Raw genomic sequence first — 24,565 nt, forward strand, 5'->3', positions numbered from 1 at the left:
CTTCCATGGCACAGATCGGCCAGTTTACCCGCACCCCGTCCGGCTATTTCGGGCAGCTTCGCACCCTCTCGCTCGACCTTGAGCTGACCTTTGTTCCGATCGATGATGTCGAGTCAGAGAACGCGCCCGCCTATCGAATTCGGCTTGGGGATGAAGACGGGCCGGAAGTCGGCGCAGGCTGGAAACATTCTGGCGAGCGCGCAGGACCGTTCGTCTCCGTCCTTCTCGACGATCCCGTCTTTCAGCAGCCGATCCGCGCCCGGCTGTTCCAGTCGGACGAAGATGGCCGCGAGTGGGGTCTGCACTGGACCCGTCCGAAGAAGCGCGACGAACAGGGGTGATCATGGTCACGTCCTGCACTCGTCCCGCTTCGGGGAGATGCGGTGTCCGCCGCCGCATCATCCTCCTTCTTTTTTCCGGCCTGTTCGTCTCCACCATCGCCCCGCTGTCCGGTCTGGCGCAAACCACCGTGCCGGATCGCACGGTCGCTGCGCATCCGCACGGCGCGCATATCGAGGAGGCTTCGCAGCGTTTCGGCATCCCGCCGTCATGGATCATCGCCGTGATGCAGGTCGAAAGCGCGGGCGATATGCGCGCCATATCCACCGCCGGGGCGATGGGGCTGATGCAGGTCATGCCCTCGACTTGGGCGGAGCTGCGCATCCGCCATGCTCTCGGCCGCGACCCCTTCGAGCCGCGCGACAACATCCTCGCGGGCACCGCCTACCTACGCGAGATGTGGGATCGCTACGGCAATGTCGCCGCGATGCTCGCGGCCTACAATGCCGGTCCCGGTCGCTACGATGAATACCGCGCGACGGCTCGTCCGCTGCCTGCCGAGACGCGCGCCTATGTCGCTGCTTTGACGCCGATCCTGCTCGGCGAGCGGCCTTCCGGCAGCGGCTCGACGGTCGCTCCGCCGCCCGACTGGCGCGAGGCGGCGCTCTTCGTCGCGCGTGAAATAGGCGCTTCCGCTGCCGATCCCGCGTCCCCCGACCGCACGCCGGACGATGCCCCTTCGCTCGTCCCGGCGGCACCGGACGCACTCACCGCCTTGCAGTCGGAGGGGCTGTTCGTCGCCCGCGATGCCGGTGGGGACCGGCCATGAGCAGCGGCACCGCAATTCGCATCCCATCGGGCGCTGGCGTGTCATGGAGGGCGCAGAGGGTGGCGGCAGGCACCACGACCGAAAGATGGCAGGATAAAAGCGCGCACGGTGCGGCTCAGGCGGGCGGTTGTTTTTGTTCATGTTTCTGGCGCGTTTCGCACCGTGCGGCGCTATCGCGCACCGTGTGCTTCGCGTCCATCTTCCTGATTTTATTCTCTGTTTTGCACCGTGCGGGGATGTGCCATGTCCGATGAGCACGAGTTCCGCATCCGTCCGGGGCGCATCCGCTCAACTCGTGCGCAGCAAACCCGGCCCTTCATCGCGCAGGCACTTGCCGCCGCGAAGAAGGCCGGAGGCGGCGTCTCGCGATCCGGTCGCGTCACATCCGGCAATCGTTCCCGCTTCGGGCGCGGCCAGCGCGCCAGCGTACAGGCCAACCGCCTCATCACCTCCCGTACACGCGGCGCCGTCGTCAAGGCACGCGTCGTTCGCCACATGGCGTCGTCGGCGCCGCTTGGTGCGCATCTTGATTACCTGCGCCGTGACGGCGTGACCCGAGACGGAGAGAAGGCAAGGCTGTTCGGGCCGGGAACGGAGGATGCCGATGGTCGCGCTTTCGCGGAGCGCTGCGGTGATGACCGGCATCATTTCCGGTTCATCGTCTCGCCTGACGACGCGCTGGATATGTCCGACCTCCGATCCTTCACCGACGATCTTGTCGGCCAGATGGAAAAGGATCTCGGCACGCGCCTCGATTGGGTGGCGGTCGATCACTGGAACACGGCGCATCCGCATGTCCATCTGATCGTGCGCGGCACCCGCGACGACGGGCAGGATCTCGTGATTTCCCGAGACTACATCAAGGAGGGGATGCGGGACCGGGCGCGCGATCTCATCACCCTGGATCTGGGGCCGCGCACCGATCTCGACATCCGCCGCAGCCTTGAGGCCCAGATCGAGGCGGAACGCTGGACACAACTCGACCGGCAGCTTGCCCGCGACGCTGGCAAATCCGGTATCGTCGATCTCGCCCCGCTCGCTGATCACCCGCAGGACGAGTTCCACACGCTGAAGGTCGGTCGGCTGCGCACCCTTGAAATCCTCGGGCTGGCCGATCAGATCGGCCAGTCGCAGTGGTTCATCAAGCCCGAGGCTGAAGCGGTCCTACGCGAGCTTGGCGAGCGTAGTGACATCATCAAGCGCATGCACCGCGCCCTGACCGAACGCGGCATCGAGCGCGGCTCCGCCAGCTATGTCCTCGCCGGTGAAAGCCTCGACGTTCCGGTTATCGGCCGTCTGGTCGAACGCGGCCTTGATGACGAGTTGAAGGGGACCGCCTATGCCGTGGTCGATGGTGCCGACGGCCGCAGCCATCATATCAGGCTCCCGCATCTGGATGCCGCTGGCGACAGCCCGCCCGGCTCGATTGTCGAGCTGCGCGCTTATGAGGATGCGCAAGGCGCGCGCCGTGTCGCGCTTGCCGTCCGCTCCGATCTCGATCTCGGCGCGCAGATCGGCGCCTCGGGTGCGACCTGGCTCGATCGGCAGGCCATCGCCCGCGAGCCCATCGCCCTATCGGACAGCGGCTTTGGTGCCGAGGTCCGTCAGGCTCTGGATGAGCGCGCGGAGCATCTGATCGGCGAGGGCTATGCCGAGCGGCAGGGCGGCCGCGTTGTCTTCGCGCGCCGACTGCTCAGCACACTGCGCAGGCGCGAACTCGACAGCCTCGCCGAGAAGCTCGCGGCAGATACCGGCATGTCCTTCGAGCGCGCCGCCAGTGGCGAATATGTCGCCGGTTCCTATCGTCAGCGCTTCGCACTCGCCTCCGGCCGCTTCGCCATGATCGAGGGTCCCGGACCTGACGGGGGTCTCGGCTTCCAGCTCGTGCCCTGGTCGCCCTCGCTGGAAAAGCAGATCGGCCGTCACGTCTCCGGCGTGGCCCGCGACGATGGCGGCATCGATTGGGATTTTGGGCGCAAGCGCAGCCTCGGCCTCTGACCTCAACTGGAAAGGATCTCTGCCCATGTCCGCCACCAAAATTCTCTGGGGACAGATCACCACCGTCTTCCTCATCATCCTTGCCACCACCTGGGGCGCGACGCAATATGTCGCCTGGAGCCTCGGCTATCAGCCGCAACTCGGCCCGCCCTGGTTCGAACTGCTCGGGACGCCGATCTATTATCCCCCGGCGATCTTCTGGTGGTGGTATTTCTATGAAGCCTATGCGCCGCCGATCTTCGCGAAGGGCGGCATCATCGCGGCCTCGGGCGGCTTCATCGCCATCGCGGTCGCCATCGGCATGTCGGTCTGGCGGGCGCGCGAGGCGAAGAACGTCGCCACCTACGGCTCGGCGCGTTGGGCCTCAAAGCCCGAGGTGAAGGCCGCCGGCCTGCTCGATCCCGATGGCGTAGTCCTCGGCCGATATGACCGCGAGTATCTGCGGCATGATGGCCCCGAGCATGTGCTGTGCTTCGCGCCGACCCGTTCGGGCAAGGGCGTCGGCCTGGTGGTGCCGACGCTGCTGACCTGGCCGGGCTCGGCAGTTGTCCACGACATCAAGGGCGAGAACTGGCAACTCACTTCGGGGTTTCGTTCACACCATGGTCGCGTGCTGCTGTTCGATCCGACCAACCCGAAATCCTCGGCCTACAATCCGCTGCTCGAAGTGCGTCGCGGCGAGTGGGAGGTGAGGGACGTGCAGAACATCGCCGACATCCTCGTCGATCCCGAAGGCAGCCTCGACAAGCGCAACCATTGGGAAAAGACCTCCCATTCGCTCCTCGTCGGCGCGATCCTTCATGTTCTTTATGCCGAGCCTGACAAGACGCTGGCAGGTGTGGCCAGATTCCTGTCCGATCCCAAGCGTCCGGTGGACTCCACCCTGCGCGCCATGATGACAACCGCGCATCTGGGTGAGGCGGGGCCGCATCCGGTCGTGGCCAGTGCGGCGCGCGAGCTGCGCAACAAGTCCGAGAACGAGCGGTCGGGCGTGTTGTCGACGGCGATGTCGTTTCTCGGCCTCTATCGCGATCCCGTCGTGGCCGAGGTCACGCGCCGCTCCGACTGGCGGATCAGCGATATTGTGGCCGGCGATCAGCCGACCACGCTCTACCTCGTCGTGCCGCCTTCCGACATCAACCGCACCAAACCCCTGATGCGATTGCTGCTCAATCAGGTTGGCCGTCGCCTCACCGAGGATCTGCAAGCGAATGCCGGAAGGCATCGGCTGCTCTTGATGCTCGACGAGTTTCCAGCGCTCGGGCGGCTGGACTTCTTCGAGACGGCGCTGGCCTTCATGGCGGGCTACGGCCTCAAGAGCTTCCTGATCGCGCAGTCGCTGAACCAGATCGAGAAAGCCTATGGGCCGAACAACTCGATTCTCGACAACTGCCATGTCCGCGTGAGCTTCGCCACCAACGATGAGCGCACCGCCAAGCGCGTGTCGGACGCCCTCGGCACCGCCACCGAGATGAAGGCGATGAAGAACTATGCCGGGCACCGGCTGTCGCCCTGGCTGGGGCATCTCATGGTCTCGCGCTCGGAAACCGCGCGCCAGTTGCTCACGCCGGGCGAGATCATGCAGCTCCCACCACATGAGGAGATCGTCATGGTGGCGGGCATCCCGCCGATCCGGGCGACGAAGGCGCGCTACTTTGAGGATGCCCGGTTTCAGGAGCGCGTTCTTTCCCCGCCTGATCTGACGCGCCCGGAAGGAACCCGTGCCGACGACTGGACCGCGTTGCCGATCCCGGCGCGACCCGGTCCTGCCGAGGATGACGAGGACCACATGAGGGATGATGAAGATCCGACCGAATCCGAACGCCGCTTGCAGCCCGAACTCAGCCGCGTGAAGCCGGTGGAGAAGAAAAAGCCCATCGAGAACGAGTTCGAGCCCGATCTTTCCGATGACGTGGAAGAAGATGTTGCCCGGAACCGACGCATGATCCGCCAGGTGCAGGGGATTGCCCGGCAGGTCGCCATGGACCCGAACGACGGCATGGAGCTGTAGCGCCATGACACGCCACAGGAAGAAATCGAAGATCACGATCTATCTTGACCCCGATGTCACCTCGGCGCTGGCGGACTTTGCGGCACGCCGGGATCGCTCGCAATCCATGATCGCCGAAGCCGCCATCGCGTCGTTCCTGTCGCCGGACGATGCCGAGCGGCGCGAAGCGGTTGTCGTCAAGCGCCTCGACCAGCTCGACCGCCGCATGGCGCGGCTTGAGCGGGACGTCGGCATCGCCGTCGAAAGCCTGGCGGTGTTCATTCGGTTCTGGGTCACGACAACGCCGGCGCTGCCTGAGCCAGCGGCGAAGGCCGCGAAGGCCAAGTCGGCGGAACGATATGAGGCGTTCATCACCGCACTCGGCCGGCGCCTCGCGCAGGGGCCGAAGCTCCGGCAGGAAATCTCGGAGGATGTGGCCGGATCAGAACAGGGTGCGGGGACACACTGATTGGTATACCATTTCGAGCCCATCAGCGACATTCAGGCAGACTGCGGTATGGCGCAGCCCCTCACGGATGCGGAAGAAGACCCGGCCCAAAGTAGACATTCCAGCGCTGTCGATCCTGCCTGGCGACATGTCCGAAAGCGGACACCGCACTCTTGCCGAACGGAAATCCACCCAATCAGTAAGACACGGCGGCGGCCTTCGGCGGATACTTGCGGTTCAAGCTGTGCAAAGCGCTGTTCGCTCGGTATCGTTGGCCAAGGGCGGGAGGGATGTTCAGCAGTGGAAATAAGTAGACTTAAAATATCAAACTTTCGCTCTATCAAAGAGGCAGACATTCAGTTTGGCGCGGTTACAGTCCTTATAGGAACCAACAACGCCGGAAAGTCGGCGATACTGGAAGCGATCCGCATCGCGCTTACCAGACGGTGGGGACAGCGCGGAACCGGATTCACTGAATATGATGTGCATCTGTGCGACGGTAGGCCAGATCCAAAAGTCGGCGATCCCGTCGTTATCGAGGTCGAGTTCCAGGAGGCTGTCGCCAACGAGTGGCCCGAGGACCTCCACGGCGAACTCGAAGACATCATCCAACTCGATCCAGTGACCGGCCGCGCGTCAATAATCATGCGCGTCAGCTGCTCATGGGAAGCGGCCGAAGAGAGTTTCGTGCCACGATGGGAATTCCTGAACGTCGAAAGGAACCCACTCGCCGGGCGCGGCGCTCGCGCCGTCAATCTCCAGGAGTTCTTCCAGTTTCTGCCCGTCTTCTACCTTGAGGCGCTCCGCGACGTCACGGACGAGTTTTCCTCAAGGAGCCAGTTCTGGGGCAAGTTGCTCCGGACGGTGCAAATCCCTGAACCTCTCGAGCAGAAATCAAAGCGGATCTTCGACCTTCTGAATCGACGCTTGCTCGACGCTGATCCGCTTCTGGCCAATCTTGCCAACGGTCTTTCCCATATCAGCCGCGTCGCCGCCACCGACGTCCCAGGCCAGGCGGACTTGCGGCTGCTGCCCCTCAATACATGGGATATCCTCTCGAAGGCGGAGGTCATCTATCAGACGGAGGGCGGCAAACCGTGGCTACCGTTGGCGCGGCACGGTCAAGGCGTGCAGAGCCTTTCCGTCATGTTCCTCTTCAAAGCCTTCGTTGAGCTGATCCTGAGCGATCTGTACCGGCCCGAAAGCACAGCTGTCCTGGCTCTTGAGGAGCCGGAGACACATCTCCATCCTCAGGCGGCCCGCAGCCTTTGGCGTCATATCACTGAGCTCCCAGGCCAGAAGATCGTAACGACACATTCGCCGTACTTCCTACAGCACGTTCCGTTCCGCGATATCCGCGTCGTCCGTGTCGAGGCCAACGGCACAACTGTAAGCGCTCTCCCCCGTCAATTCCGCGCGCCCGTCCCGCATGTTCCCCAGATTGACGCCATCATCGCAGCCTCCGCCGGCCTCATCACTTATGACCGCGGTCTCAACGAACTCGTGCTGTCCGGCGCTCTGCCCCAAAACCAGTATCGCGATCTCCTCATCGCCTACGGCGGACGCCCTGACACACAGACCATCCACGCCGCGCTGCGTAAGGCATCCGATGCATCGCAGGAGTTCGTCTCGGACGCGGAACTGGAGCAGCTGGAGACATTTGCTCGGCGGATCCGTGGCGAAATATTCTTCGCACGCCGCTGGCTTCTCGTGGAGGGCCCGTCCGATTACCATCTGGTTCATGGCATCGCCAAGGGCCTTGGCTACGACCTTGATGAACACGGCGTCGCCGTCATCGATTTCCAGAACAATGGCAGCCCCGAGATTATGCGTGAGTCATTGTCTCAGCTTTCCACTCTGGGAAGGTAGAGGCAGACGGTTTCTGGGACGGCCATCCCAGGAACTGGTGACGGGCGGGCCTCCCCGAGGAATGACCCGACGAGCGGTCGCAAAATATCTTGCCACCCGTCACATCTGTCAGGCCATCCGAACGGTAGAGGGGCCTTCGCGGCCGTGCATAATCAAGGATCACGACAAGCATATGAGCAGCAACTTCCACGAAGGCCATCGCACGAATATCATTGCGTTTGAGGTTTCTAAAGCGAGCCTAACCGTCCACAGCCTGCCCGACGACCGGCAGGTCACCATCCCAAACACCGCGCCCGCGATCAGACGCTTGCTCAAAGCAAAGACGAAAGGCAGCAACCCTTTCGTGATCTGCGAGGCATCCGGTGGATATGAGCGCCATGTTCTGAATTGCGCAGTCGAGGTGGGGCTTTCAGCCCATCGGGCGCATGGCACGCGGACACGGAATTTCGCGAAATTCTTGGGCCTCTCTGCCAAGACAGACGCGGTGGATGCGCGAATGCTCGCGCTATTCGCCGCCAAGTCGGTCGATCTGCGGCTATGGCAGCCACCCGCCCCAGAGACGGTCGAGCTGCGTGGCTTGCGGCGGCGGCGCGATGATCTGGCACAGATGATCCGCATCGAGCAAAACAGGTTGGAGCATCCGCAAATCAAGCATGTGGAACGCTCTCTGAAGCGTCATGTTCGCGCCATGAGCAACGAGATCAAGGAGCTCGATACTCAGATCGCCGCATTGGTCGCCGCAACGCCGGAGTTTCGGCAGAAGTCGGGCCTGCTGACGTCTGTGATCGGCGTGGGGCTAAAGACGGCAGCGGCCTGTCTGGCTTATCTTCCAGAGCTGGGGTCGCTGACCAAAGGAGAGGCTGCTTCGATTGTCGGTCTTGCGCCCCATGCTCAGGATTCAGGGACGCTGAAAGGACGCCGCCGCATTTCAGGAGGCAGGCGTGAGGTCAGGTCGAGCCTCTATATGGCGGCATTGACTGCCCTCCGCCTCGATCCGGCGATGCAAGCTTTCGCGCACCGCCTGAAAGAGCGTGGCAAGCCCGCGAAAGTGGTCATCACCGCAATCATGCGGAAGCTCGCCGTCATCCTGAACGCGGTGCTCAAGACTGGGGAGCCTGCGCGTCGAACTCATTCGGCATAGCGATTGCGGACCTTCGCTCGCCTGCGCACGAACAACCGCTGTGCGGACCGAAGCTGCCGTTCGCAGATGCAGCGAGAGCATGTACTTCGCTGGCGCGGGATTCACCAAAAGGGCGGACTGCAGACTTTCGCTGCGTTAGCATCCACCCGAACCTGACTCTGACAAGCGGACATCCATGTGGCGTGGAAATGTTCAGTTGGGAATTTCGTTCGTAGTTGCTGAAGTCCGTGGCCGTTTGGCGCGCATCGGAAAATTGAAGTCCTATTGAAGTCCTGTTGTAAGGATGCGGTTGCAGATCACCATTGACTTGCAACCGGAAACCGAATGCATGAGATTGAAATAGTTGCAACGGCGACGTGCGGCGAAGTTCAGAGCAGGGAAATTGGTATTGAGCAGTTCAATAAGTGATCGCTTTGAGTTTGATGAATCTGCAGTTGCGGTTGGTGACGAGGCTGCCTTGAGAGGTGCCCTATGGAGGGTCTACGATAAATCCAACGGGCATGCTGAACGTTTACTAAGAACGTGGCGGAAGACCGGAACAGACATCGACGACGAATTGCGGTCGCTGTGGCGATACGAAATGCGGCAGGTTCGTCGGTTGATGCGCTACAGAGATGCGAGTGAGCTAATTGTCGATGTGTTGGAAGAGTTGGAAGACGACGAAGAGTTCGCACTCGTTTTGGCAGCTCGTGGTGAACCAATCTCGGCAGGAGCAAGGCGGCGACGTTCTCGCGAGAGCCCAATCGGGAGAAAAAGGATCCTTGTTTGGCGGAACATTACCCGCTTAGTGCGCGCTTTGGGAATTCTTCATGACCAGGCAATCGTGCATGGAGATTTGTCTCAGGACTGCATTTTTTCAGAAGACGGAGATCAGCCAGATTTCAGGCTCGGCGGATTTGAATGGAGTGTCCGACTAGATGCGGGCGATCAATCTCGAGCGACAAGATCGATGCATCGTCCGGACAAAACATTCTCGTTTCGAGCTGATTGGGCCCAGCTTGGTATAATTGCGGCGGATTTGCTTGGTTTAGAGAAATCGGACTCGGCCTTTTTGAATACGTCATCCAAAGAGTTAAGAGTTTTAAGGCTATTGACGGTGCCCCGGCCCAATCAACCTTTGGACGCCAAGACCGTGGCACGGGAAATCGAAACAGTGATTTTGGATCTCCGCCGCTTGGAAAGTGGAAGGCAGGGACAGTTGATCCTGATGCCAAACCCAGCGACCTTGGGCCCTACGCTAATCGAGCATCTTGGTACTGGAATTGATCCAGACAACTTCTCAGATCATTGCAAGTGGCTTCAGGCTGATTTGCAGTCTGACGTTCGTGTTGCTCCTCGCTTTGAAGACGATCAACGCAAACAATGCGAAATTGTAACAAGTTCCTTTCGATATGTAGTGGAACCACTTCGGCATGCCGCGGATTGGCGCGTGGGCTACTTAAAGGCGCTTATTCCCAACGATGGCCGCGGTACAGGTGCGGCCGAACCCAGAGAGCTAGCCTCTCCAATCGTTGTGGTTCCGAATAGGAAAGAAGCCTCTGATTTATCGAGAAAACTGGGGCCCTCGGCCATAGAATGGGATCAATTTTCGAGGCCTCCAGACGAAGACCAACTGCCAACAGCAAATGTTCTAGACGCGCTCCTTATTATCGAAGTGATTGAAGCAGTTGCTTCAACGCTTGATGCCTTTCCAGTGGCTGTCGTTGAGGACGCGTCTGACGATCAATGCGTAGCCCTTCAGTTGCTGGATGATGATGATCACCAAGCATTGGTTGAGCAAGCGGGCTTGCGGCCGGACTCGGAGCGTCTTGAGGATCTGTTGGATAGCTCCGACGACACCCCCTGGCGTTTGTCGAATTCACCGAAGCTGGGATGGAGTGGCTCTGCAGACATCGACATCGACTTCATTCAATCTGATTACGCTCCGAATGGCGCGCGGTTACATGTTTTTGAATGCAACGAAGTCCCGGCGGGCAAACTTTTTCTTAAACCTCCACGTGACATTAGAACCGAAAGTCAAGTTCGAAGACGCTTAAGAAACATTCTTCTGCTTGAAGGGCGAACAGATGTCACAGTCGGATTTGATGACCCGTGGCTCGCTCGACGGACTCGGTTTGCGAGCGAGCTAGAAGGTGAGCCTGACAGCGCATTGGATGAACCCAAACGTCGCGCCTTGGATCTAATCTCTCAGACAGAACCTTACGTGTACGTGGTTGGCCCGCCAGGTGTAGGGAAGACATTTCTGGTATCCCGTGCGATCAAGCAGATTTTAGAAAGCAAACCGGATGCGCGCATACTCGTTACCGCTCAAGGTCATGAAGCGCTGAAGAACATTCAAGACGAGCTTAGAAAGGTAATCCCCCAGGATGCCACAATCATCAGGATTGGAAATGACGATGACCGCTTCGCGGACTTAGACGACGAATCTCAGAACGTACTGTCTAGATTATGTAAGAGCGAAGCACTCCAATCTGATAGTTTTCGAAAGTTCCGACTGTCACTTCAGGAGACGTTGAAATCCACGGAAGAGGCTGGAGACGGACGCCACCCAACAGTTTCACGTATTGGGGATCTAATTCTGCAGTCTGCGAACGTAGTGGTCGCAGGATTAAACTCTTTGACGATCAGTGATTTCGCAGAGGACGCAGAGGAGTTTGACTGGTTGATCGTCGAAGAAGCTGCCCGCGCCTTGGGGCCAGAGTTGGCGGGTGCGTTACCACTGGCCCCCAGAAAAATCTTGATTGGCGACCACAATCAACTTCCTCCACACAAAGCTGAAGAAATAGCTCGTCGCTTCGAGCCAACGGTCGCAAAGAAGCTGCTCGGTATGGCTGAAGGCAGATTAAATTTTTCGACCGATACAGACCAGATCTTACCGCTCTTACGCGCGCTTCTCGAGGACGATGAGCGTTTCCAAGCAACAATCGGTAGAGCAAATCGGCTGCTTGAACCGTTTCGAACGATGGTTGAGGAGGATGAAAAGGCTGTCGAACAAAAGGGCGCTAAACACCGACGGATTTCTGTCACCCTCACCGAACAACGTAGAATGGCCCCTGCGATAGCAGAGGTCGTATCGAATGTTTTCTATGGTGGAGATCTCAAAACGGCTACGTTAACTGAAGCCCGAGAATCACCTGTCAAAGTTTGCGGCAAGTTTCCTTCAGAACCGATAGTTGTCATCGATTTCCCAAGCCTTCAGAGCACGGCTCGAACAGAAAATTTCGAGAAACGTCTAGGCAAATCGCTTTCTAATCCAAGTGAGGCCGACGAAGTCATTCGTGCGGTTAAGTGCATCGAAGGACGCGCAATTGATGGGAACTTACCTTCGTTGGCGATACTCTCACCCTATAGAGGCCAGGTGGAATTGATCAGCCAACGTCTCCTCATTGAATATCCGACCACGGGAGGGCCGGAAGGTTTTCGACCGGTTCGAGAGGATTTAGGGTTTGTAGGGACCGTGGATGCCTTTCAGGGGAGCGAGGCTGACGTCGTTCTTCTGAGCCTAGTCCGCAACAATACCCGCGTTGGCGGGGGCGGCCTAGGTTTCCTACGAGACCGTCGCCGGATGAATGTTGCGATCAGTCGAGCTAAACACAAGCTGGTTATTGTGAGTAGCTTGACCTTCATGGACCTCGCCTCGAAAGGTATAAACCCAAAAGGAGATAATCCGAAATGGGCGTTTGTTCGGAACTTGGTGAACGAGCTGCGTGATAGGAACCAAGTATTGAACGGCGGAGTTCGCATTCTAGAGCCGGGAAGATTTGGATAATGCAGACTGTTTTCTTACCGGCAGTTAGGTGGCGTTTCAGGGCGTTTGTGGCTCGACAACAACGTTGGACTGTCATGCATGAAGCGGTCCTTCTGAAACTCATCCGTGTACCGTCTTCGATGCGCGAACTGAGCAGTCAGTTGTCAGTCAACGAACAGGTATTAACGGCAACTATGTCGCGCTTGATGCGCGCCGGCCTTGTAGAACTCTTGATCGAGAATGGAGTTGGCCGTTTTCGTGCGACAGGAATCGGGGCAGACATTATCGCCTCAGGGACAGAGCCCAGGGTCGAAGAAGAAATTCGCCCCAGACCGATTAACACAGTGTTTTTGCCGCTAATCGATTGCATAGTGCGCACCAATGACGTTCGTTTCGTCCCACATTTCCCAAGTAAGGCGCTGATTTCGCTGTCCTGACCATTATATTTCCTATATAAAACATGGTGTTGAAGGCTGCGAGGGGCGCGTTTCATGGATCACCCAGAGGGTGCGGGCTTGCAACGGGCAGATCGGGTGGATTTCGACCCTCGCGTGCGGCTGGAATTTCGCGGCACGCAGCTCAGTTCCGACGGCGGCCTTCTGGTGATGCGCGAGCTTGATGACGCGCTCGGGTTGTCCGATTTGGCGTCAGCGGCGCTGCGCGATACTCGCTCTGGCAAGAACACGGTCCATCGGCTCGACGGCCTGTTCCGGCAATCAGTCTTTGGGCGGCTGGCCGGATACGAGGATGTCAACGACGCCAACCGTCTCGCCTGCGATCCGGTCATGCGCCAAGTTGTCGGCGGCAGAGCGGTCGATGCACAAGCGGCCTCGGCATCGCAGATGGGACGGTTCGAGACCGAGACGCTGGCTCTGGCCGGGAACCGTGCCGCGCTGGCCGACCTGAACGGGCAATGGATCGACCGGTTCCATGACCGTAACGGGCTGAAGTACATCGTTCTGGACATGGACAGCTCGGTCAGCCCGACCCATGGCGACCAGGAAGGGTCCGCCTGGAATGGCCATTTCGACTGTAGCTGCTATCACCCCAACTTTCTGTTCAACCAGTTCGGGATGCTGGAACGCTGCGCCCTGCGCCATGGCAACGTCCACAGCGCCGATGGCTGGCGTGATGTTCTCGACCCCGTCATTGCGCGCTACGCGGAGCGCGACCTTGGTGGCAGGTTCTTCCGGGCCGATGCTGCCTACGCGATCCCGGCGATCTATGAGCGATTGGAAGAAGCGCGGTTCTTCTACGCCATCCGGCTGCCCGCAAACGCGGTCCTCAAGGACAAGATCGCGCATCGGCTAACGCGCCCTGTCGGGCGGCCGTCACTGACCAAGGTCAAGCGGTTCTTCGAGGAATTCGAGTATCAGGCGGCGTCCTGGGACAAGGAACGCCGGGTGATCGCCAAGATCGAATGGCATCCGGGCGAACTGTTCCCGCGTGTCGGCTTCATCGTCACCAACCTGCCGATGGAGCCGGACTGGGTGGTGCGGTTCTACAACCAGCGCGGCACCGCCGAGCAGCACATCAAAGAGGGCAAATACGCCTTTCGCTGGACGCGGCTGTCGTGCCGGAAGTTCCGCGACAATGAGGTGCGGCTGCAACTGCACGCCCTGGCGTACAACCTGGCCACCTTCTTGCACTGCATCGAGCTGCCCGAGGCCATGGCCGACTGGTCGTTGACCAGCCTGCAACTGAAGCTGATCAAGATCGGGGCACGTGTGGTCCGTCACGCCCGCACCATCACCTTCCAGCTGGCCGAGGTCGCTGTCACCGGCACGATGGTACGCGCCATCCTCGCCGCTATCCGCCGATTGCGAGCGCCACCGCTATGCGCATGATCGCGATCCACGCTCAAACTGAACGAAAGCGGCTGGACAGATCTGTCCGCTGCGCTGAAAAACGCCGCCCCTGGGCAAGGAAACAGCGGCTTCGCGGTCTGATCCGTCCAGATCCAGCAGTCTGCGCGACCGCAGGTGCCGCTTGCGGCAGAAAATCCTTGTCTAGCGCTCGGATACAGGCGATCTTCACCTCAAACGACACGCCACTTGGGGAATGCAGGTTCGTACCTTTGAAGGACAGCCGACTGGACAGTGGCTTGCTAGTTCATCTCACAAGAACGATGGACACCAGGGGACACTACGACACGATATACGATCGATTGACTGAGACAGTGAGGCTGAGGCCGAACGAGGCCGTTCGGTCAGTAGATCCAAATTCGATAGACGTTAGAGAGGGCTTTGTTGAAGTTCGCCACGAAACGCTGCCAAACCTTCCCGAAAAAGATGCCAAGGCAATCGCCAAAATTGTCAGCGCCCGCCGCGCGGGCAATACAATAAAGTCTACTCCACAAAACAGGCTCAACAGTTTGGATCTGCCTGAACTGACGGTACCATGGAATGAGGATGACCTAGTAATAGGTGGAAGCAGTCAAAGGTTACTGTTTGAAGACGTTGTAAATGCTGCGGTCGAGAGAATTGTGGTCCTTTCAACCTTCATTGAAATCGGCAACGTTGATCAACTTTGGCCTATTCTTGAGCGTGCTGCCGAGCGCGGCGTTAACATCGACCTGCTCTATGGGGCGGCCGGCGACGATGCCTCGAAGCACGGGGCAAGAGCACAAGAGCTTTCGAAGCGGGCCGCCTTATCCCGATTTTCGAACCGCATATCAGTGCATAAGGATTCCATCGCCTCTCATTCTAAGTTTCTGATCGCTGACAATGGCATGGGTAGCTATGTTGCTATTTTGGGATCCTGCAATTGGCTCTCGACTCCTTTCAACGCAGTGGAGATGTCCTACATCGTTAGGCATCCGGCTTTCGTTGCCCAAGTCGCGGCTGTAATTCGGCGAACTACCATAGGGGCGAAACTCTCCAATGATCTTGTGTCCTTTTTGGGATCGTTGAGCCGTTGGGGTGACGCCACAGTTTCTACATCACTTTCTGCTGAGAATGTGGGCGTAAAGCTCAAGCTCATACTTGCGAACGAGCACGCCGCCATAATTAGAAGAGCTGCCACAGAGGCGAAGGAGCGCCTGATTATTGGTTCACACAGGTTTGGTTCAACTGCTGAGCAAGCGATGTTGGTGGCGGCCGCCAACGCAGCCAAGAACATTGAAGACATGCGTGTAATCTATTGCATGATCCGAAAGCCTCAATTTCGAAGCGACGTGACTGCATTGCGAAAGCAGTACGAACCGAAGGGCGTGCAATTTGTCCATCTGGATACGCAGAAGAAGCGCACTCCCATCCATGGTAAGTACTTGATATGGGATGCAGACAATGCAGTTGTCACGAGCCTCAATTGGGCTTCTGCCGCGGTGAGTGATGAGGATCAAACATCTGAGCTTGGGGTTCACTTTGAGGGGCCCGGAATCGGCGAAGCAATCCTGCGCAAGTTGCAGAAAGAAGTGCCCCAAATTGACGGTGACTTTCTTACCAAAGCCAAGAAACGATGATCATAGCAGCTAACCCCACATTTCCCAAGTAAGGCGCTGATTTCGCTGTCCTGACCATTATATTTCCTATATAAAACATGGTGTTGAAGGCTGCGAGGGGCGCGTTTCATGGATCACCCAGAGGGTGCGGGCTTGCAACGGGCAGATCGGGTGGATTTCGACCCTCGCGTGCGGCTGGAATTTCGCGGCACGCAGCTCAGTTCCGACGGCGGCCTTCTGGTGATGCGCGAGCTTGATGACGCGCTCGGGTTGTCCGATTTGGCGTCAGCGGCGCTGCGCGATACTCGCTCTGGCAAGAACACGGTCCATCGGCTCGACGGCCTGTTCCGGCAATCAGTCTTTGGGCGGCTGGCCGGATACGAGGATGTCAACGACGCCAACCGTCTCGCCTGCGATCCGGTCATGCGCCAAGTTGTCGGCGGCAGAGCGGTCGATGCACAAGCGGCCTCGGCATCGCAGATGGGACGGTTCGAGACCGAGACGCTGGCTCTGGCCGGGAACCGTGCCGCGCTGGCCGACCTGAACGGGCAATGGATCGACCGGTTCCATGACCGTAACGGGCTGAAGTACATCGTTCTGGACATGGACAGCTCGGTCAGCCCGACCCATGGCGACCAGGAAGGGTCCGCCTGGAATGGCCATTTCGACTGTAGCTGCTATCACCCCAACTTTCTGTTCAACCAGTTCGGGATGCTGGAACGCTGCGCCCTGCGCCATGGCAACGTCCACAGCGCCGATGGCTGGCGTGATGTTCTCGACCCCGTCATTGCGCGCTACGCGGAGCGCGACCTTGGTGGCAGGTTCTTCCGGGCCGATGCTGCCTACGCGATCCCGGCGATCTATGAGCGATTGGAAGAAGCGCGGTTCTTCTACGCCATCCGGCTGCCCGCAAACGCGGTCCTCAAGGACAAGATCGCGCATCGGCTAACGCGCCCTGTCGGGCGGCCGTCACTGACCAAGGTCAAGCGGTTCTTCGAGGAATTCGAGTATCAGGCGGCGTCCTGGGACAAGGAACGCCGGGTGATCGCCAAGATCGAATGGCATCCGGGCGAACTGTTCCCGCGTGTCGGCTTCATCGTCACCAACCTGCCGATGGAGCCGGACTGGGTGGTGCGGTTCTACAACCAGCGCGGCACCGCCGAGCAGCACATCAAAGAGGGCAAATACGCCTTTCGCTGGACGCGGCTGTCGTGCCGGAAGTTCCGCGACAATGAGGTGCGGCTGCAACTGCACGCCCTGGCGTACAACCTGGCCACCTTCTTGCACTGCATCGAGCTGCCCGAGGCCATGGCCGACTGGTCGTTGACCAGCCTGCAACTGAAGCTGATCAAGATCGGGGCACGTGTGGTCCGTCACGCCCGCACCATCACCTTCCAGCTGGCCGAGGTCGCTGTCACCGGCACGATGGTACGCGCCATCCTCGCCGCTATCCGCCGATTGCGAGCGCCACCGCTATGCGCATGATCGCGATCCACGCTCAAACTGAACGAAAGCGGCTGGACAGATCTGTCCGCTGCGCTGAAAAACGCCGCCCCTGGGCAAGGAAACAGCGGCTTCGCGGTCTGATCCGTCCAGATCCAGCAGTCTGCGCGACCGCAGGTGCCGCTTGCGGCAGAAAATCCTTGTCTAGCGCTCGGATACAGGCGATCTTCACCTCAAACGACACGCCACTTGGGGAATGCAGGCTAACGCTATAAGTTTTGCGTTTGCCGCGAATGTCCAGAGAGTGGACTGCAACCGCAGCATTCACGCGGAGCACTCAATGTCGACTGTGGGCCGGGCGTGCCATGTCGCTCTGCCAGGATGGTCACACGGCCTGCCGCACCGCCGCATGACCGCATCGAGCCCAAACCAGCCGCCCCGGCTCAGAGTTTTTAGCATTCGCAGCATTCTTATCCGTGGCGACATAGAACAGATTGGGTCGAGCATCCGGTAACCTCGCCACAATGCTCCTGTCTTGCGAACCGGCCCTCCGCTATAGGAATTCTGCGCTGCGCCGCTCCCGCATCAAGTCCACATGGATCAAGAATGCCATCGAGAACGGGACGATGGCCGTTGCGGCGAGAAGGACCATCGTCGTTTCGGCGCCGACCTTGTCAATGAGCAATGCCCCAAGCGTCGGGGCGGCAGCGCCAGCCAACAGCATCGGGCGAGCCAAGCGTCCCATTAGAGCGCCATAGTGCTCCGGACCGTAGAGCGCGAGCGGAAGAGCACCGCGCGCGATGGACCAAAGGCCATTTCCGGCCCCGTATGCGACGAGAGCGGCGGCAGCTGGAAATCCCATCTGCAGCCCCAGGAAGCCGACGAAAACGAGCATGGTCGCTGCAAGCATGGTCCATATCGGGTGATGTCGGCCCCCTCCCATCATTTCGACGACGCGGGCACCGACTTGGGATGGCCCGATCAAAGTACCGACCGCGATCGCTGCAGCCGTGGTGTAGCCCCCGGCGGTCAGGATCGTCACCATGTGAATGGACCAGATGGTCGCAAGAAGAGTCAGCGTGACGCCTGCGACGACGATACAGAGGAACCTGATATCGGCGCGGCGAACGCCAACTTCCGATCGGCGCACTGGTTCATGCATCGTTGCTGAGTGCGTGGCGGAAGCATGCGGCAAGGCCCACCAGCAAAGGGGCAGCGTTCCGAAGATGTGGATGCCAGCATAGAGCAGACAGGTTGTGCGCCAGCCGATGCTTTCGACCAGCCAAGCCGAAAGCGGCCAGCACACGGTACTGGCAAAGCCGCCCCAGAGGGTCAGTTGCGTGATCGCGGATCGCGCATCACGTCCATAGGCGGCCCCCAGGACGGAGAAGGCGGCGTCGTAGAGCCCGGCAGCCATCCCGCAACCGAGGACGCTCCAAGCGAGCAGGTAGACCCATGGGGCGTGCGCCATGCTGAGAAGGAACAGACCAATGGCCATGAAGGCCATCCCGAGGCAGAGGGTCTTTCTGCCACCGCTCCGGCCGATCCAGCGGCCGATTTTCGGTGCCGTCAGACCTGACATGAGCAAGGCAACCGATACACCGGCGGAAATCAGGGCATGACCCCATTCGGTATCTTCTGCGATTGCACCGGCCAGCGGTGCCAGCAGGTAATAGCTGCTACCCCAAGCGAAGATCTGGACGATCCCGAGCGAAGACACGACTTTTGTGCGCGGCGGGATCATTGGCCGGGTGCGTCCTCATCTGCACAGCACTCGTCCACCAGGAAGCCCACCAACGCCTTCATCGCAGGATATTCGGCGTGGCAGTGCAGCGTGTTGCCGCTGCGCTCCTGTCGGATCAGACCGACATCGAGCAGCTTTTTTAGGTGATGCGACAGGGTCGATGCCGGAAGCCCAAGAGCGTCTTGCACCCGACCGACCGGAGCGCCGCTTTCACCGGCGCGCACCAGAGTCCGGTAGATGCGCAGACGTGTCGCGTTGCCGAGGGCGTCAAGTTGATGGGAAGCTGTTTCGATGTTCATGGAAGTAGATGCGCGCCAAATCTCGCGGGCGTCAACATCTATTTCCAGCGACGTCGAATTAGATCGTCTTCAGGTTCACCCGTGCCGACAGTTCGGCATGGCTTTCCTTCCGTTCGGAATAGCGGTCGACCAGATGATCGCGGATGTCGCGCGTCAGCAGGGTGAATTTCACCAACTCCTCCATCACGTCGACGATCCGGTCGTAATAAGGCGAGGGTTTCATCCGCCCATCTTCCTCGAACTCATTCCACGCCTTGGCGACCGAGGATTGGTTCGGGATGGTCAGCAGGCGCATCCAGCGCCCGAGGATGCGCAGCTGATTGACCGTGTTGAAGCTCTGCGATCCGCCGGAGACCTGCATCACCGCCAGCGTCTTGCCCTGGGTCGGACGCACGGAACCGAGCGAGAGCGGAATCCAGTCGATCTGCGCCTTCATGATGCCGGTCATGGCCCCGTGACGTTCGGGGGATGACCAGACCATGCCTTCGCACCACTGCACCAGATCGCGTAGCTCGGCCACCTTGGGGTGGTCGGCCCCGACGCTGTCAGGCAGCGGCAGATCACGGGGATCGAAGAACCGCACCTCGGCCCCGAGGCGTTCGAGAATGCGCGCGGCCTCTTCGGCTGCAAGCCGCGAGAAGCTGCGCTCGCGCAGCGATCCGTAAAGCATCAGAATGCGCGGAGCATGGGTGCTGCGCGTCGCAGGGAACAGCGTGTCCGGGTCTGGCTGGCGCAGCAAGGTCTCATCAAGGTTCGGCGTTTCAGGCAATGCGTTGTCCCTCTTCGTTCAGGATCATGTCTCCGTCCTCCTTGAACAGCGGTCCGGGCGGCAGCCTGTCCAGAAGGTCGAGAACGGTTTCGGACGGGCGACACAGGCGCACCCCTTTGGGCGTGCAGACAATGGGCCGGTTCACCAGGATCGGGTGTTCGATCATCGCCTTCAGGAGCGTGTCATCAGAGACACCCGGTTCCAGAAGGCCGAGCGCCTCAGCGGGAGATTTCGTTTCTCGCAAGGCGCTACGCGGGGACAGCCCCGCCGCCGCGAACAACGCTAGCAGCTGCGGGCGTGTCCAGCCTTCCTTCAGGTATTCGATGACGACCGGCTCTTCGCCGGTCGCTCGAAGAAAGGCCAGAACATTGCGGGAGGTCCCGCAATCCGGATTGTGGTGGATGACGATGCTCATGCCGCAGGCTCGGGAAAGCGTGCGCGGGTGCGATTGGCAAAAGCCACGAGCGACAGCATCACCGGCACCTCGACCAGCACCCCCACCACCGTGGCCAGCGCCGCGCCGGAGTTCAGGCCAAAGAGCGAGATTGCTACCGCAACCGCCAGTTCGAAGAAGTTCGATGTTCCGATCAAGGCGCAGGGGGCGGCGATCCGGTGCGGCACTTTAAGGGCGAAGGCCGCGCCATAGGCCAGGGCGAAGATGCCGTAGCTCTGGATGATGATCGGCACCGCGATCAGCAAGATCACCGTCGGCTTGGCAAGGATCGTTTCCCCCTGAAGTCCAAAGAGGATGGCGACGGTTGCGATCAGCCCGACCACGGACCAGGGCTTCATACGCGCCGAAAACGCATCAATCGCCGCCTTCGAGCCCAGCTTGCGGCGCGTGATCAGCCCGGCTCCGAGCGGCAGGACGACATAGAGCATCGTGGCCAGCACCAGCGTTTCCCACGGCACCGACAGCTCCGTCACGCCCAGAAGAAGGGCCACGATCGGTGCAAAGGCCACCACCATGACCAGATCGTTTACCGAGACCTGCACCAGCGTGTAGGTGGCGTCGCCCTTGGTCAGCTGCGACCAGACGAAGACCATCGCCGTGCAGGGCGCGGCCCCGAGCAGGATCAGCCCCGCAGTATACTGGGCAGCATCTTCGGGGGAGATCAGCGGCGCGAAGACATGGTCAAAGAACAACACAGCCAGAAACGCCATGGTGAACGGCTTAATCAGCCAGTTGACGGCCAGCGTCACCAAAAGCCCCTTGGGCTGGCGCGCGACACCGGCCACCGCGCCAAAATCCACCCCCACCATCATCGGGTAGACCATGGCCCAGATCAGCACGGCCACGACAAGGTTCACGCTCGCGATCTCGGTCGCGGCAATGGCCTGCACAAGCCAGGGCGCGCCCTGACCGATCAGGACACCGGCAATCATCGCGAGCCCGACCCAGACGGTCAGGTAGCGTTCGAAAATACTCATGCAGTCACCTCGTTCGTCTGATCGGTCAGCCGCCCCGAGGTCAGGGCTGCCAGGACGACCATGACCGCCGCCGTGCCCATGACGAGGGTCAACCCGCCGATCTGGTAGGTGAGGCCGGACAGGAGCGTGCCGATCAGACGACCGCCCGCATTGGCCATGTAGTAAAAGCCTACATCCATCGTGACCCGTTCAGATTTCGAGAAGGCGAGGATCAGGTAGGAGTGGAGCGAGGAATTCACGGCAAACAGCGCGCCGAAAGCCAGCAGACCCAGGACCAGCGTCACCGTCAGCCAGGTCTGCGGCGCAGGCGAAAACGCAACGGCCACCGTCAACGCGGCTGGCACGACGAAGAGCGCAAGAGCCCAGCTCCGAGCCGCACGGATCAGCTCGCCCTCCGGGCGGCTCGCCGCGCGCAGGATCTTCGGTGCGCTGGCCTGCACCATCCCATAGAGGATGACCCAGACCGCCATGAAGGTGCCGATCATGAAGAAGGCAGCGCGGTTGCCATCCTCGGTGCCGTCCGAGAGCACCGCATAGAAGTAGATCGGGATGCCCACGACGAACCAGACGTCGCGCGCCCCGAACAGGAACACCCGCGCCGCCGACAGCCAGTTGACGTTGGCCGATTTCGAGAAGACCTCGGAAAACTTGGTGCCCTTCCTGCCCTTGGGCAGGCCCGAAGGCATGAACAGCACGACCGCGACGAGGATCACCCCGAGGACGATGGCCATGCCCAGCACGGCCCAGTCGAAGCCAAGCACCGCCAGCAGCGCCGCGCCAAGCAGGAAGCCCAGCCCCTTCACTGCGTTCTTCGAGCCGGTCAGTACCGCGACCCAGCGAAACAGTCCGCCATCGCCCGAAGGAGCCAGCAGTTTCACCGCCGATTTCGAGGACATCTTGGCGAGGTCCTTCGCCACGCCTGAAAGACCCTGGACGCACATGACGAAGGCGACCGAAGCCGCGATGCTCCAGCCCGGATCGAGCTGCGCAAGCGCAAGCAGCGCGACCACCTGCAACCCGAGTCCAGCATAGAGCGTCGAGGTCAGCCCGAACCGCAGAGCGATCCAGCCTGCCGCGAGGTTGGTGATCATCCCTGCGACTTCGTAAAGAATGAACAGGTAGGCCAGCTGCACCGGGCTGAAGCCTAGCGTGTGGAAATGCAGCAGCACCAGCATCCTGAGCGCGCCATCGGTCAGCATGAAGGCCCAATAGGCGGCCGTGACGGCGATATAGGCAGACAGCCCTTCGGGACGGGCCGGGGCGGGATGGCTCACAGTGAGTCCCCGACCATCAGCGCGACGTCGACCAGCCGGTTGGCATAGCCCCATTCGTTGTCGTACCAGGCGTAGATCTTCAGCTGCGTGCCATTGATCACCATCGTCGATGGCGCGTCTATAATCGAGGAGCGCGGATCATTGGTGTAATCGGTCGAGACAAGCGGACGCGTCTCGTAGCCGAGGATGCCTTTCAGCGGGCCATTGGCCGCAGCCTCGAAGGCGGCGTTGACCTCTTCCGCCGTGACAGCACGCTCCAGCTCGAAGACGCAGTCGGTCAGCGAGGCATTGAGCAGCGGCACGCGCACCGCATGGCCGTTCAGACGACCCTTCAATTCCGGATAGATCAAGGTGATCGCGGTGGCCGAGCCGGTCGTCGTCGGGATCAGCGAATTCAGCGCAGACCGCGCCCGACGCAGGTCCTTTGCCGGGCGGTCGACGATGGTCTGGGTGTTGGTCACGTCATGGATCGTGGTGATCGAGCCATGCTTGATGCCGAAAGTCTCGTGAACCACCTTCACCACCGGCGCGAGGCAGTTGGTCGTGCAGGAAGCCGCGGTGACGATCCGGTGCTCGGCAGGATCATATGTCTCGTTGTTGACGCCGTAGACGATGTTGGCCGCATTGCCGTCCTTCACCGGGGCGGAGACCACGACCTTCTTCACGCCCGCCTCGAAATAGGGGGCGATCTTGGCCTCGGTCTTGAAGACGCCGGTGCAGTCGATCACCACATCGACACCGTCCAGCGGCAGATCGGCAATCGCGCGTGCGCCGATGAACGGCAGGCGTGTGCCATTGATCGTGACGCTTTCGGCGTCATGCGAGAACGCGGCATCCCAGCGTCCGTGGACCGTATCGAACTCCAGAAGATGCGCGTGTATCTCCGGATCACCCACAGCGTCGTTGATCCAGGCGATCTTGGCGCCGCTATCGAGGAGAGGCTTGAGGGCGAGCTTGCCCATGCGACCGAGGCCATTCAGTGCGTAGGTGGTCATGCCAGTGTCTCGGGGCTGGCGCGGCCGATGTCGTCCACGGCTTTTTGCAATGCAATGCGGTCCAGGGTCTCGATCGGTAGGGCGACAAAGGCTTCGATCCGGTGCTTGAGCGCCCCGTAAGCCTGTTGGAAGGCCAGCGCTTTTTCAGCATTGGTTCCTTCGACTTTGACCGGGTCCGGCATACCCCAATGGCCACTTACTGGCTGCCCCTCCCAAGCGGGGCATTCCTCGTTTGCCGCCTGATCGCAAACCGTGAAGACGAAGTCGAACTGCGGCGCATCGGGGCGAGCAAACTCGGACACGTCCTTCGAGCGCAGTACGGAAACGTCATGCCCCTTGTCCTGCAAGACCTGCACCGCGAAGGGATTGAGTTGGGTCCCCGGTCGAGTTCCTGCGGAATACGCAATGAACCTGTCGCCAGCGGCACTGCGCAGGAGTGACTCGGCGAAGATGGACCGCGCGGAGTTGCCCACGCAGATGAAGAGGACGTTGTATTTGCGGCCAGACATGGGGGTGGTTCCTGTGCTGAAAGGCATGCAGATATCGGGACGGCCACGGCAGCAATCGCTGAACAGGTATCCGAACAGCCGTTGCACCGTGGTCATGTTGATCGCGTAGAGAAGCGACGTGCCTGCCCGTTGTTGTTCCACCAGCTGGTCCCGCGTCAGTGCGGACAGATAGGTGGACATCGTGCTCGCCTTGACGCCAAGCGTGGAGGCGATCTCCCCGGCCGGAACACGGTCAGGGTATCGGCGCATCAGCAGCCGGAAGATCGCCAACCGCTGCGGATGGCCGAGGGTGGACAGTTGGTCGGGAATCTCTTTTTCCATATTTCATGTATTATTGAATTATTGATTGCCTGCCAA

At 60.3% G+C, this 24,565-nt stretch carries 20 protein-coding genes; 12 read left to right on the forward strand and 8 right to left on the reverse strand.

Features of this window, described 5'->3' with window-relative positions; all coding sequences use genetic code 11:
- Nucleotides 1–5: 5 nt before the first annotated feature.
- The 12 genes from NBE95_RS13605 (at nt 6) to NBE95_RS13660 (ending at nt 17,229) form a co-directional block, all read left to right on the forward strand.
- Complete coding sequence (locus NBE95_RS13605; RefSeq protein WP_058096765.1) at nt 6–341, forward strand: DUF736 domain-containing protein; 336 nt, start codon at nt 6–8, stop codon at nt 339–341.
- A gap of 2 nt (nt 342–343) precedes the next feature.
- Nucleotides 344–1,108, forward strand: coding sequence for a lytic transglycosylase domain-containing protein (locus NBE95_RS13610; protein ID WP_088233775.1), 765 nt, complete (start codon nt 344–346; stop codon nt 1,106–1,108).
- Nucleotides 1,109–1,351: 243 nt separating this feature from the next.
- Nucleotides 1,352–3,106 carry a VirD2 family relaxase/mobilization nuclease gene (locus tag NBE95_RS13615; protein ID WP_088233776.1) on the forward strand — a complete coding sequence of 585 codons (1,755 nt, stop codon included), beginning with the start codon at nt 1,352–1,354 and terminating at the stop codon, nt 3,104–3,106.
- 25 nt (nt 3,107–3,131) lie between these two features.
- Nucleotides 3,132–5,117, forward strand: a complete 1,986-nt coding sequence (locus tag NBE95_RS13620) for a conjugal transfer protein TraG (protein ID WP_088233777.1) — start codon at nt 3,132–3,134, stop codon at nt 5,115–5,117.
- A 4-nt stretch (nt 5,118–5,121) separates the two neighbouring features.
- Nucleotides 5,122–5,565: a CopG family transcriptional regulator gene (locus NBE95_RS13625; RefSeq protein WP_058096996.1), complete on the forward strand. Its 444-nt coding sequence runs from the start codon at nt 5,122–5,124 to the stop codon at nt 5,563–5,565.
- A gap of 279 nt (nt 5,566–5,844) precedes the next feature.
- The gene (locus tag NBE95_RS13630; RefSeq protein ID WP_185968599.1) at nt 5,845–7,413 is read left to right on the forward strand and encodes an AAA family ATPase; all 1,569 of its coding nucleotides are present in this window, start codon (nt 5,845–5,847) and stop codon (nt 7,411–7,413) included.
- Nucleotides 7,414–7,585: 172 nt separating this feature from the next.
- Nucleotides 7,586–8,554 (forward strand): IS110 family transposase, encoded by a 969-nt coding sequence (locus tag NBE95_RS13635; RefSeq protein ID WP_058096994.1) that lies wholly within the window; start codon nt 7,586–7,588, stop codon nt 8,552–8,554.
- Nucleotides 8,555–8,942: 388 nt separating this feature from the next.
- Nucleotides 8,943–12,323, forward strand: coding sequence for an ATP-binding protein (locus NBE95_RS13640; protein ID WP_289895908.1), 3,381 nt, complete (start codon nt 8,943–8,945; stop codon nt 12,321–12,323).
- A 119-nt stretch (nt 12,324–12,442) separates the two neighbouring features.
- Nucleotides 12,443–12,739 (forward strand): hypothetical protein, encoded by a 297-nt coding sequence (locus tag NBE95_RS13645; RefSeq protein ID WP_289895909.1) that lies wholly within the window; start codon nt 12,443–12,445, stop codon nt 12,737–12,739.
- Between the two features lie 54 nt (nt 12,740–12,793).
- Entirely contained in the window at nt 12,794–14,149 is a 1,356-nt protein-coding gene (locus NBE95_RS13650) for an IS1380-like element IS1247 family transposase (protein WP_078527637.1), read from the forward strand.
- A 281-nt stretch (nt 14,150–14,430) separates the two neighbouring features.
- A complete protein-coding gene (locus NBE95_RS13655) occupies nt 14,431–15,765 on the forward strand; it encodes a phospholipase D-like domain-containing protein (RefSeq protein WP_289895910.1) in 1,335 nt (444 codons plus the stop codon).
- A 108-nt stretch (nt 15,766–15,873) separates the two neighbouring features.
- Complete coding sequence (locus tag NBE95_RS13660; protein ID WP_078527637.1) at nt 15,874–17,229, forward strand: IS1380-like element IS1247 family transposase; 1,356 nt, start codon at nt 15,874–15,876, stop codon at nt 17,227–17,229.
- A gap of 511 nt (nt 17,230–17,740) precedes the next feature.
- Here NBE95_RS13660 and NBE95_RS13665 read toward each other — a convergent pair.
- The 8 genes from NBE95_RS13665 to NBE95_RS13700 form a co-directional block, all read right to left on the reverse strand.
- Nucleotides 17,741–18,931 carry an MFS transporter gene (locus NBE95_RS13665; RefSeq protein ID WP_088233782.1) on the reverse strand — a complete coding sequence of 397 codons (1,191 nt, stop codon included), beginning with the start codon at nt 18,929–18,931 and terminating at the stop codon, nt 17,741–17,743.
- Nucleotides 18,928–19,230, reverse strand: coding sequence for a metalloregulator ArsR/SmtB family transcription factor (locus tag NBE95_RS13670; RefSeq protein ID WP_088233783.1), 303 nt, complete (start codon nt 19,228–19,230; stop codon nt 18,928–18,930). The genes NBE95_RS13665 and NBE95_RS13670 overlap by 4 nt, the downstream gene beginning before the upstream one ends.
- Nucleotides 19,231–19,288: 58 nt before the next feature.
- Nucleotides 19,289–19,999, reverse strand: coding sequence for an arsenical resistance protein ArsH (gene arsH / locus NBE95_RS13675; protein ID WP_088233784.1), 711 nt, complete (start codon nt 19,997–19,999; stop codon nt 19,289–19,291).
- Entirely contained in the window at nt 19,992–20,414 is a 423-nt protein-coding gene (arsC, locus tag NBE95_RS13680; protein ID WP_088233785.1) for an arsenate reductase (glutaredoxin), read from the reverse strand. Before arsC ends, arsH begins: the two co-directional genes overlap by 8 nt.
- A complete protein-coding gene (gene arsB / locus NBE95_RS13685; protein WP_289895911.1) occupies nt 20,411–21,430 on the reverse strand; it encodes an ACR3 family arsenite efflux transporter in 1,020 nt (339 codons plus the stop codon). Before arsB ends, arsC begins: the two co-directional genes overlap by 4 nt.
- A complete protein-coding gene (gene arsJ / locus NBE95_RS13690; RefSeq protein ID WP_232816667.1) occupies nt 21,427–22,629 on the reverse strand; it encodes an organoarsenical effux MFS transporter ArsJ in 1,203 nt (400 codons plus the stop codon). Before arsJ ends, arsB begins: the two co-directional genes overlap by 4 nt.
- Nucleotides 22,630–22,700: 71 nt before the next feature.
- The gene (locus NBE95_RS13695; RefSeq protein ID WP_088233788.1) at nt 22,701–23,699 is read right to left on the reverse strand and encodes an ArsJ-associated glyceraldehyde-3-phosphate dehydrogenase; all 999 of its coding nucleotides are present in this window, start codon (nt 23,697–23,699) and stop codon (nt 22,701–22,703) included.
- Nucleotides 23,696–24,529 carry a helix-turn-helix domain-containing protein gene (locus tag NBE95_RS13700; protein ID WP_088233789.1) on the reverse strand — a complete coding sequence of 278 codons (834 nt, stop codon included), beginning with the start codon at nt 24,527–24,529 and terminating at the stop codon, nt 23,696–23,698. The genes NBE95_RS13695 and NBE95_RS13700 overlap by 4 nt, the downstream gene beginning before the upstream one ends.
- Nucleotides 24,530–24,565 lie beyond the last annotated feature (36 nt).

Source organism: Paracoccus sp. TOH (assembly GCF_030388245.1).
Taxonomy (GTDB): Bacteria; Pseudomonadota; Alphaproteobacteria; order Rhodobacterales; family Rhodobacteraceae; genus Paracoccus; species Paracoccus simplex.

What these genes read in the sequence shown, in the direction of transcription:
- NBE95_RS13605 (WP_058096765.1), top strand. Translation starts at nt 6, where the DNA reads ATGGCACAGATCGGCCAGTTTACCCGCACCCCGTCCGGCTATTTCGGG.
- NBE95_RS13610 (WP_088233775.1), top strand. Translation starts at nt 344, where the DNA reads ATGGTCACGTCCTGCACTCGTCCCGCTTCGGGGAGATGCGGTGTCCGC.
- NBE95_RS13615 (WP_088233776.1), top strand. Translation starts at nt 1,352, where the DNA reads ATGTCCGATGAGCACGAGTTCCGCATCCGTCCGGGGCGCATCCGCTCA.
- NBE95_RS13620 (WP_088233777.1), top strand. Translation starts at nt 3,132, where the DNA reads ATGTCCGCCACCAAAATTCTCTGGGGACAGATCACCACCGTCTTCCTC.
- NBE95_RS13625 (WP_058096996.1), top strand. Translation starts at nt 5,122, where the DNA reads ATGACACGCCACAGGAAGAAATCGAAGATCACGATCTATCTTGACCCC.
- NBE95_RS13635 (WP_058096994.1), top strand. Translation starts at nt 7,586, where the DNA reads ATGAGCAGCAACTTCCACGAAGGCCATCGCACGAATATCATTGCGTTT.
- NBE95_RS13645 (WP_289895909.1), top strand. Translation starts at nt 12,443, where the DNA reads ATGCGCGAACTGAGCAGTCAGTTGTCAGTCAACGAACAGGTATTAACG.
- NBE95_RS13650 (WP_078527637.1), top strand. Translation starts at nt 12,794, where the DNA reads ATGGATCACCCAGAGGGTGCGGGCTTGCAACGGGCAGATCGGGTGGAT.
- NBE95_RS13655 (WP_289895910.1), top strand. Translation starts at nt 14,431, where the DNA reads ATGGACACCAGGGGACACTACGACACGATATACGATCGATTGACTGAG.
- NBE95_RS13660 (WP_078527637.1), top strand. Translation starts at nt 15,874, where the DNA reads ATGGATCACCCAGAGGGTGCGGGCTTGCAACGGGCAGATCGGGTGGAT.
- NBE95_RS13665 (WP_088233782.1), bottom strand. Translation starts at nt 18,931, where the DNA reads ATGATCCCGCCGCGCACAAAAGTCGTGTCTTCGCTCGGGATCGTCCAG.
- NBE95_RS13670 (WP_088233783.1), bottom strand. Translation starts at nt 19,230, where the DNA reads ATGAACATCGAAACAGCTTCCCATCAACTTGACGCCCTCGGCAACGCG.
- arsC (WP_088233785.1), bottom strand. Translation starts at nt 20,414, where the DNA reads ATGAGCATCGTCATCCACCACAATCCGGATTGCGGGACCTCCCGCAAT.
- arsB (WP_289895911.1), bottom strand. Translation starts at nt 21,430, where the DNA reads ATGAGTATTTTCGAACGCTACCTGACCGTCTGGGTCGGGCTCGCGATG.
- arsJ (WP_232816667.1), bottom strand. Translation starts at nt 22,629, where the DNA reads ATGCTGACCGATGGCGCGCTCAGGATGCTGGTGCTGCTGCATTTCCAC.
- NBE95_RS13695 (WP_088233788.1), bottom strand. Translation starts at nt 23,699, where the DNA reads ATGACCACCTACGCACTGAATGGCCTCGGTCGCATGGGCAAGCTCGCC.
- NBE95_RS13700 (WP_088233789.1), bottom strand. Translation starts at nt 24,529, where the DNA reads ATGGAAAAAGAGATTCCCGACCAACTGTCCACCCTCGGCCATCCGCAG.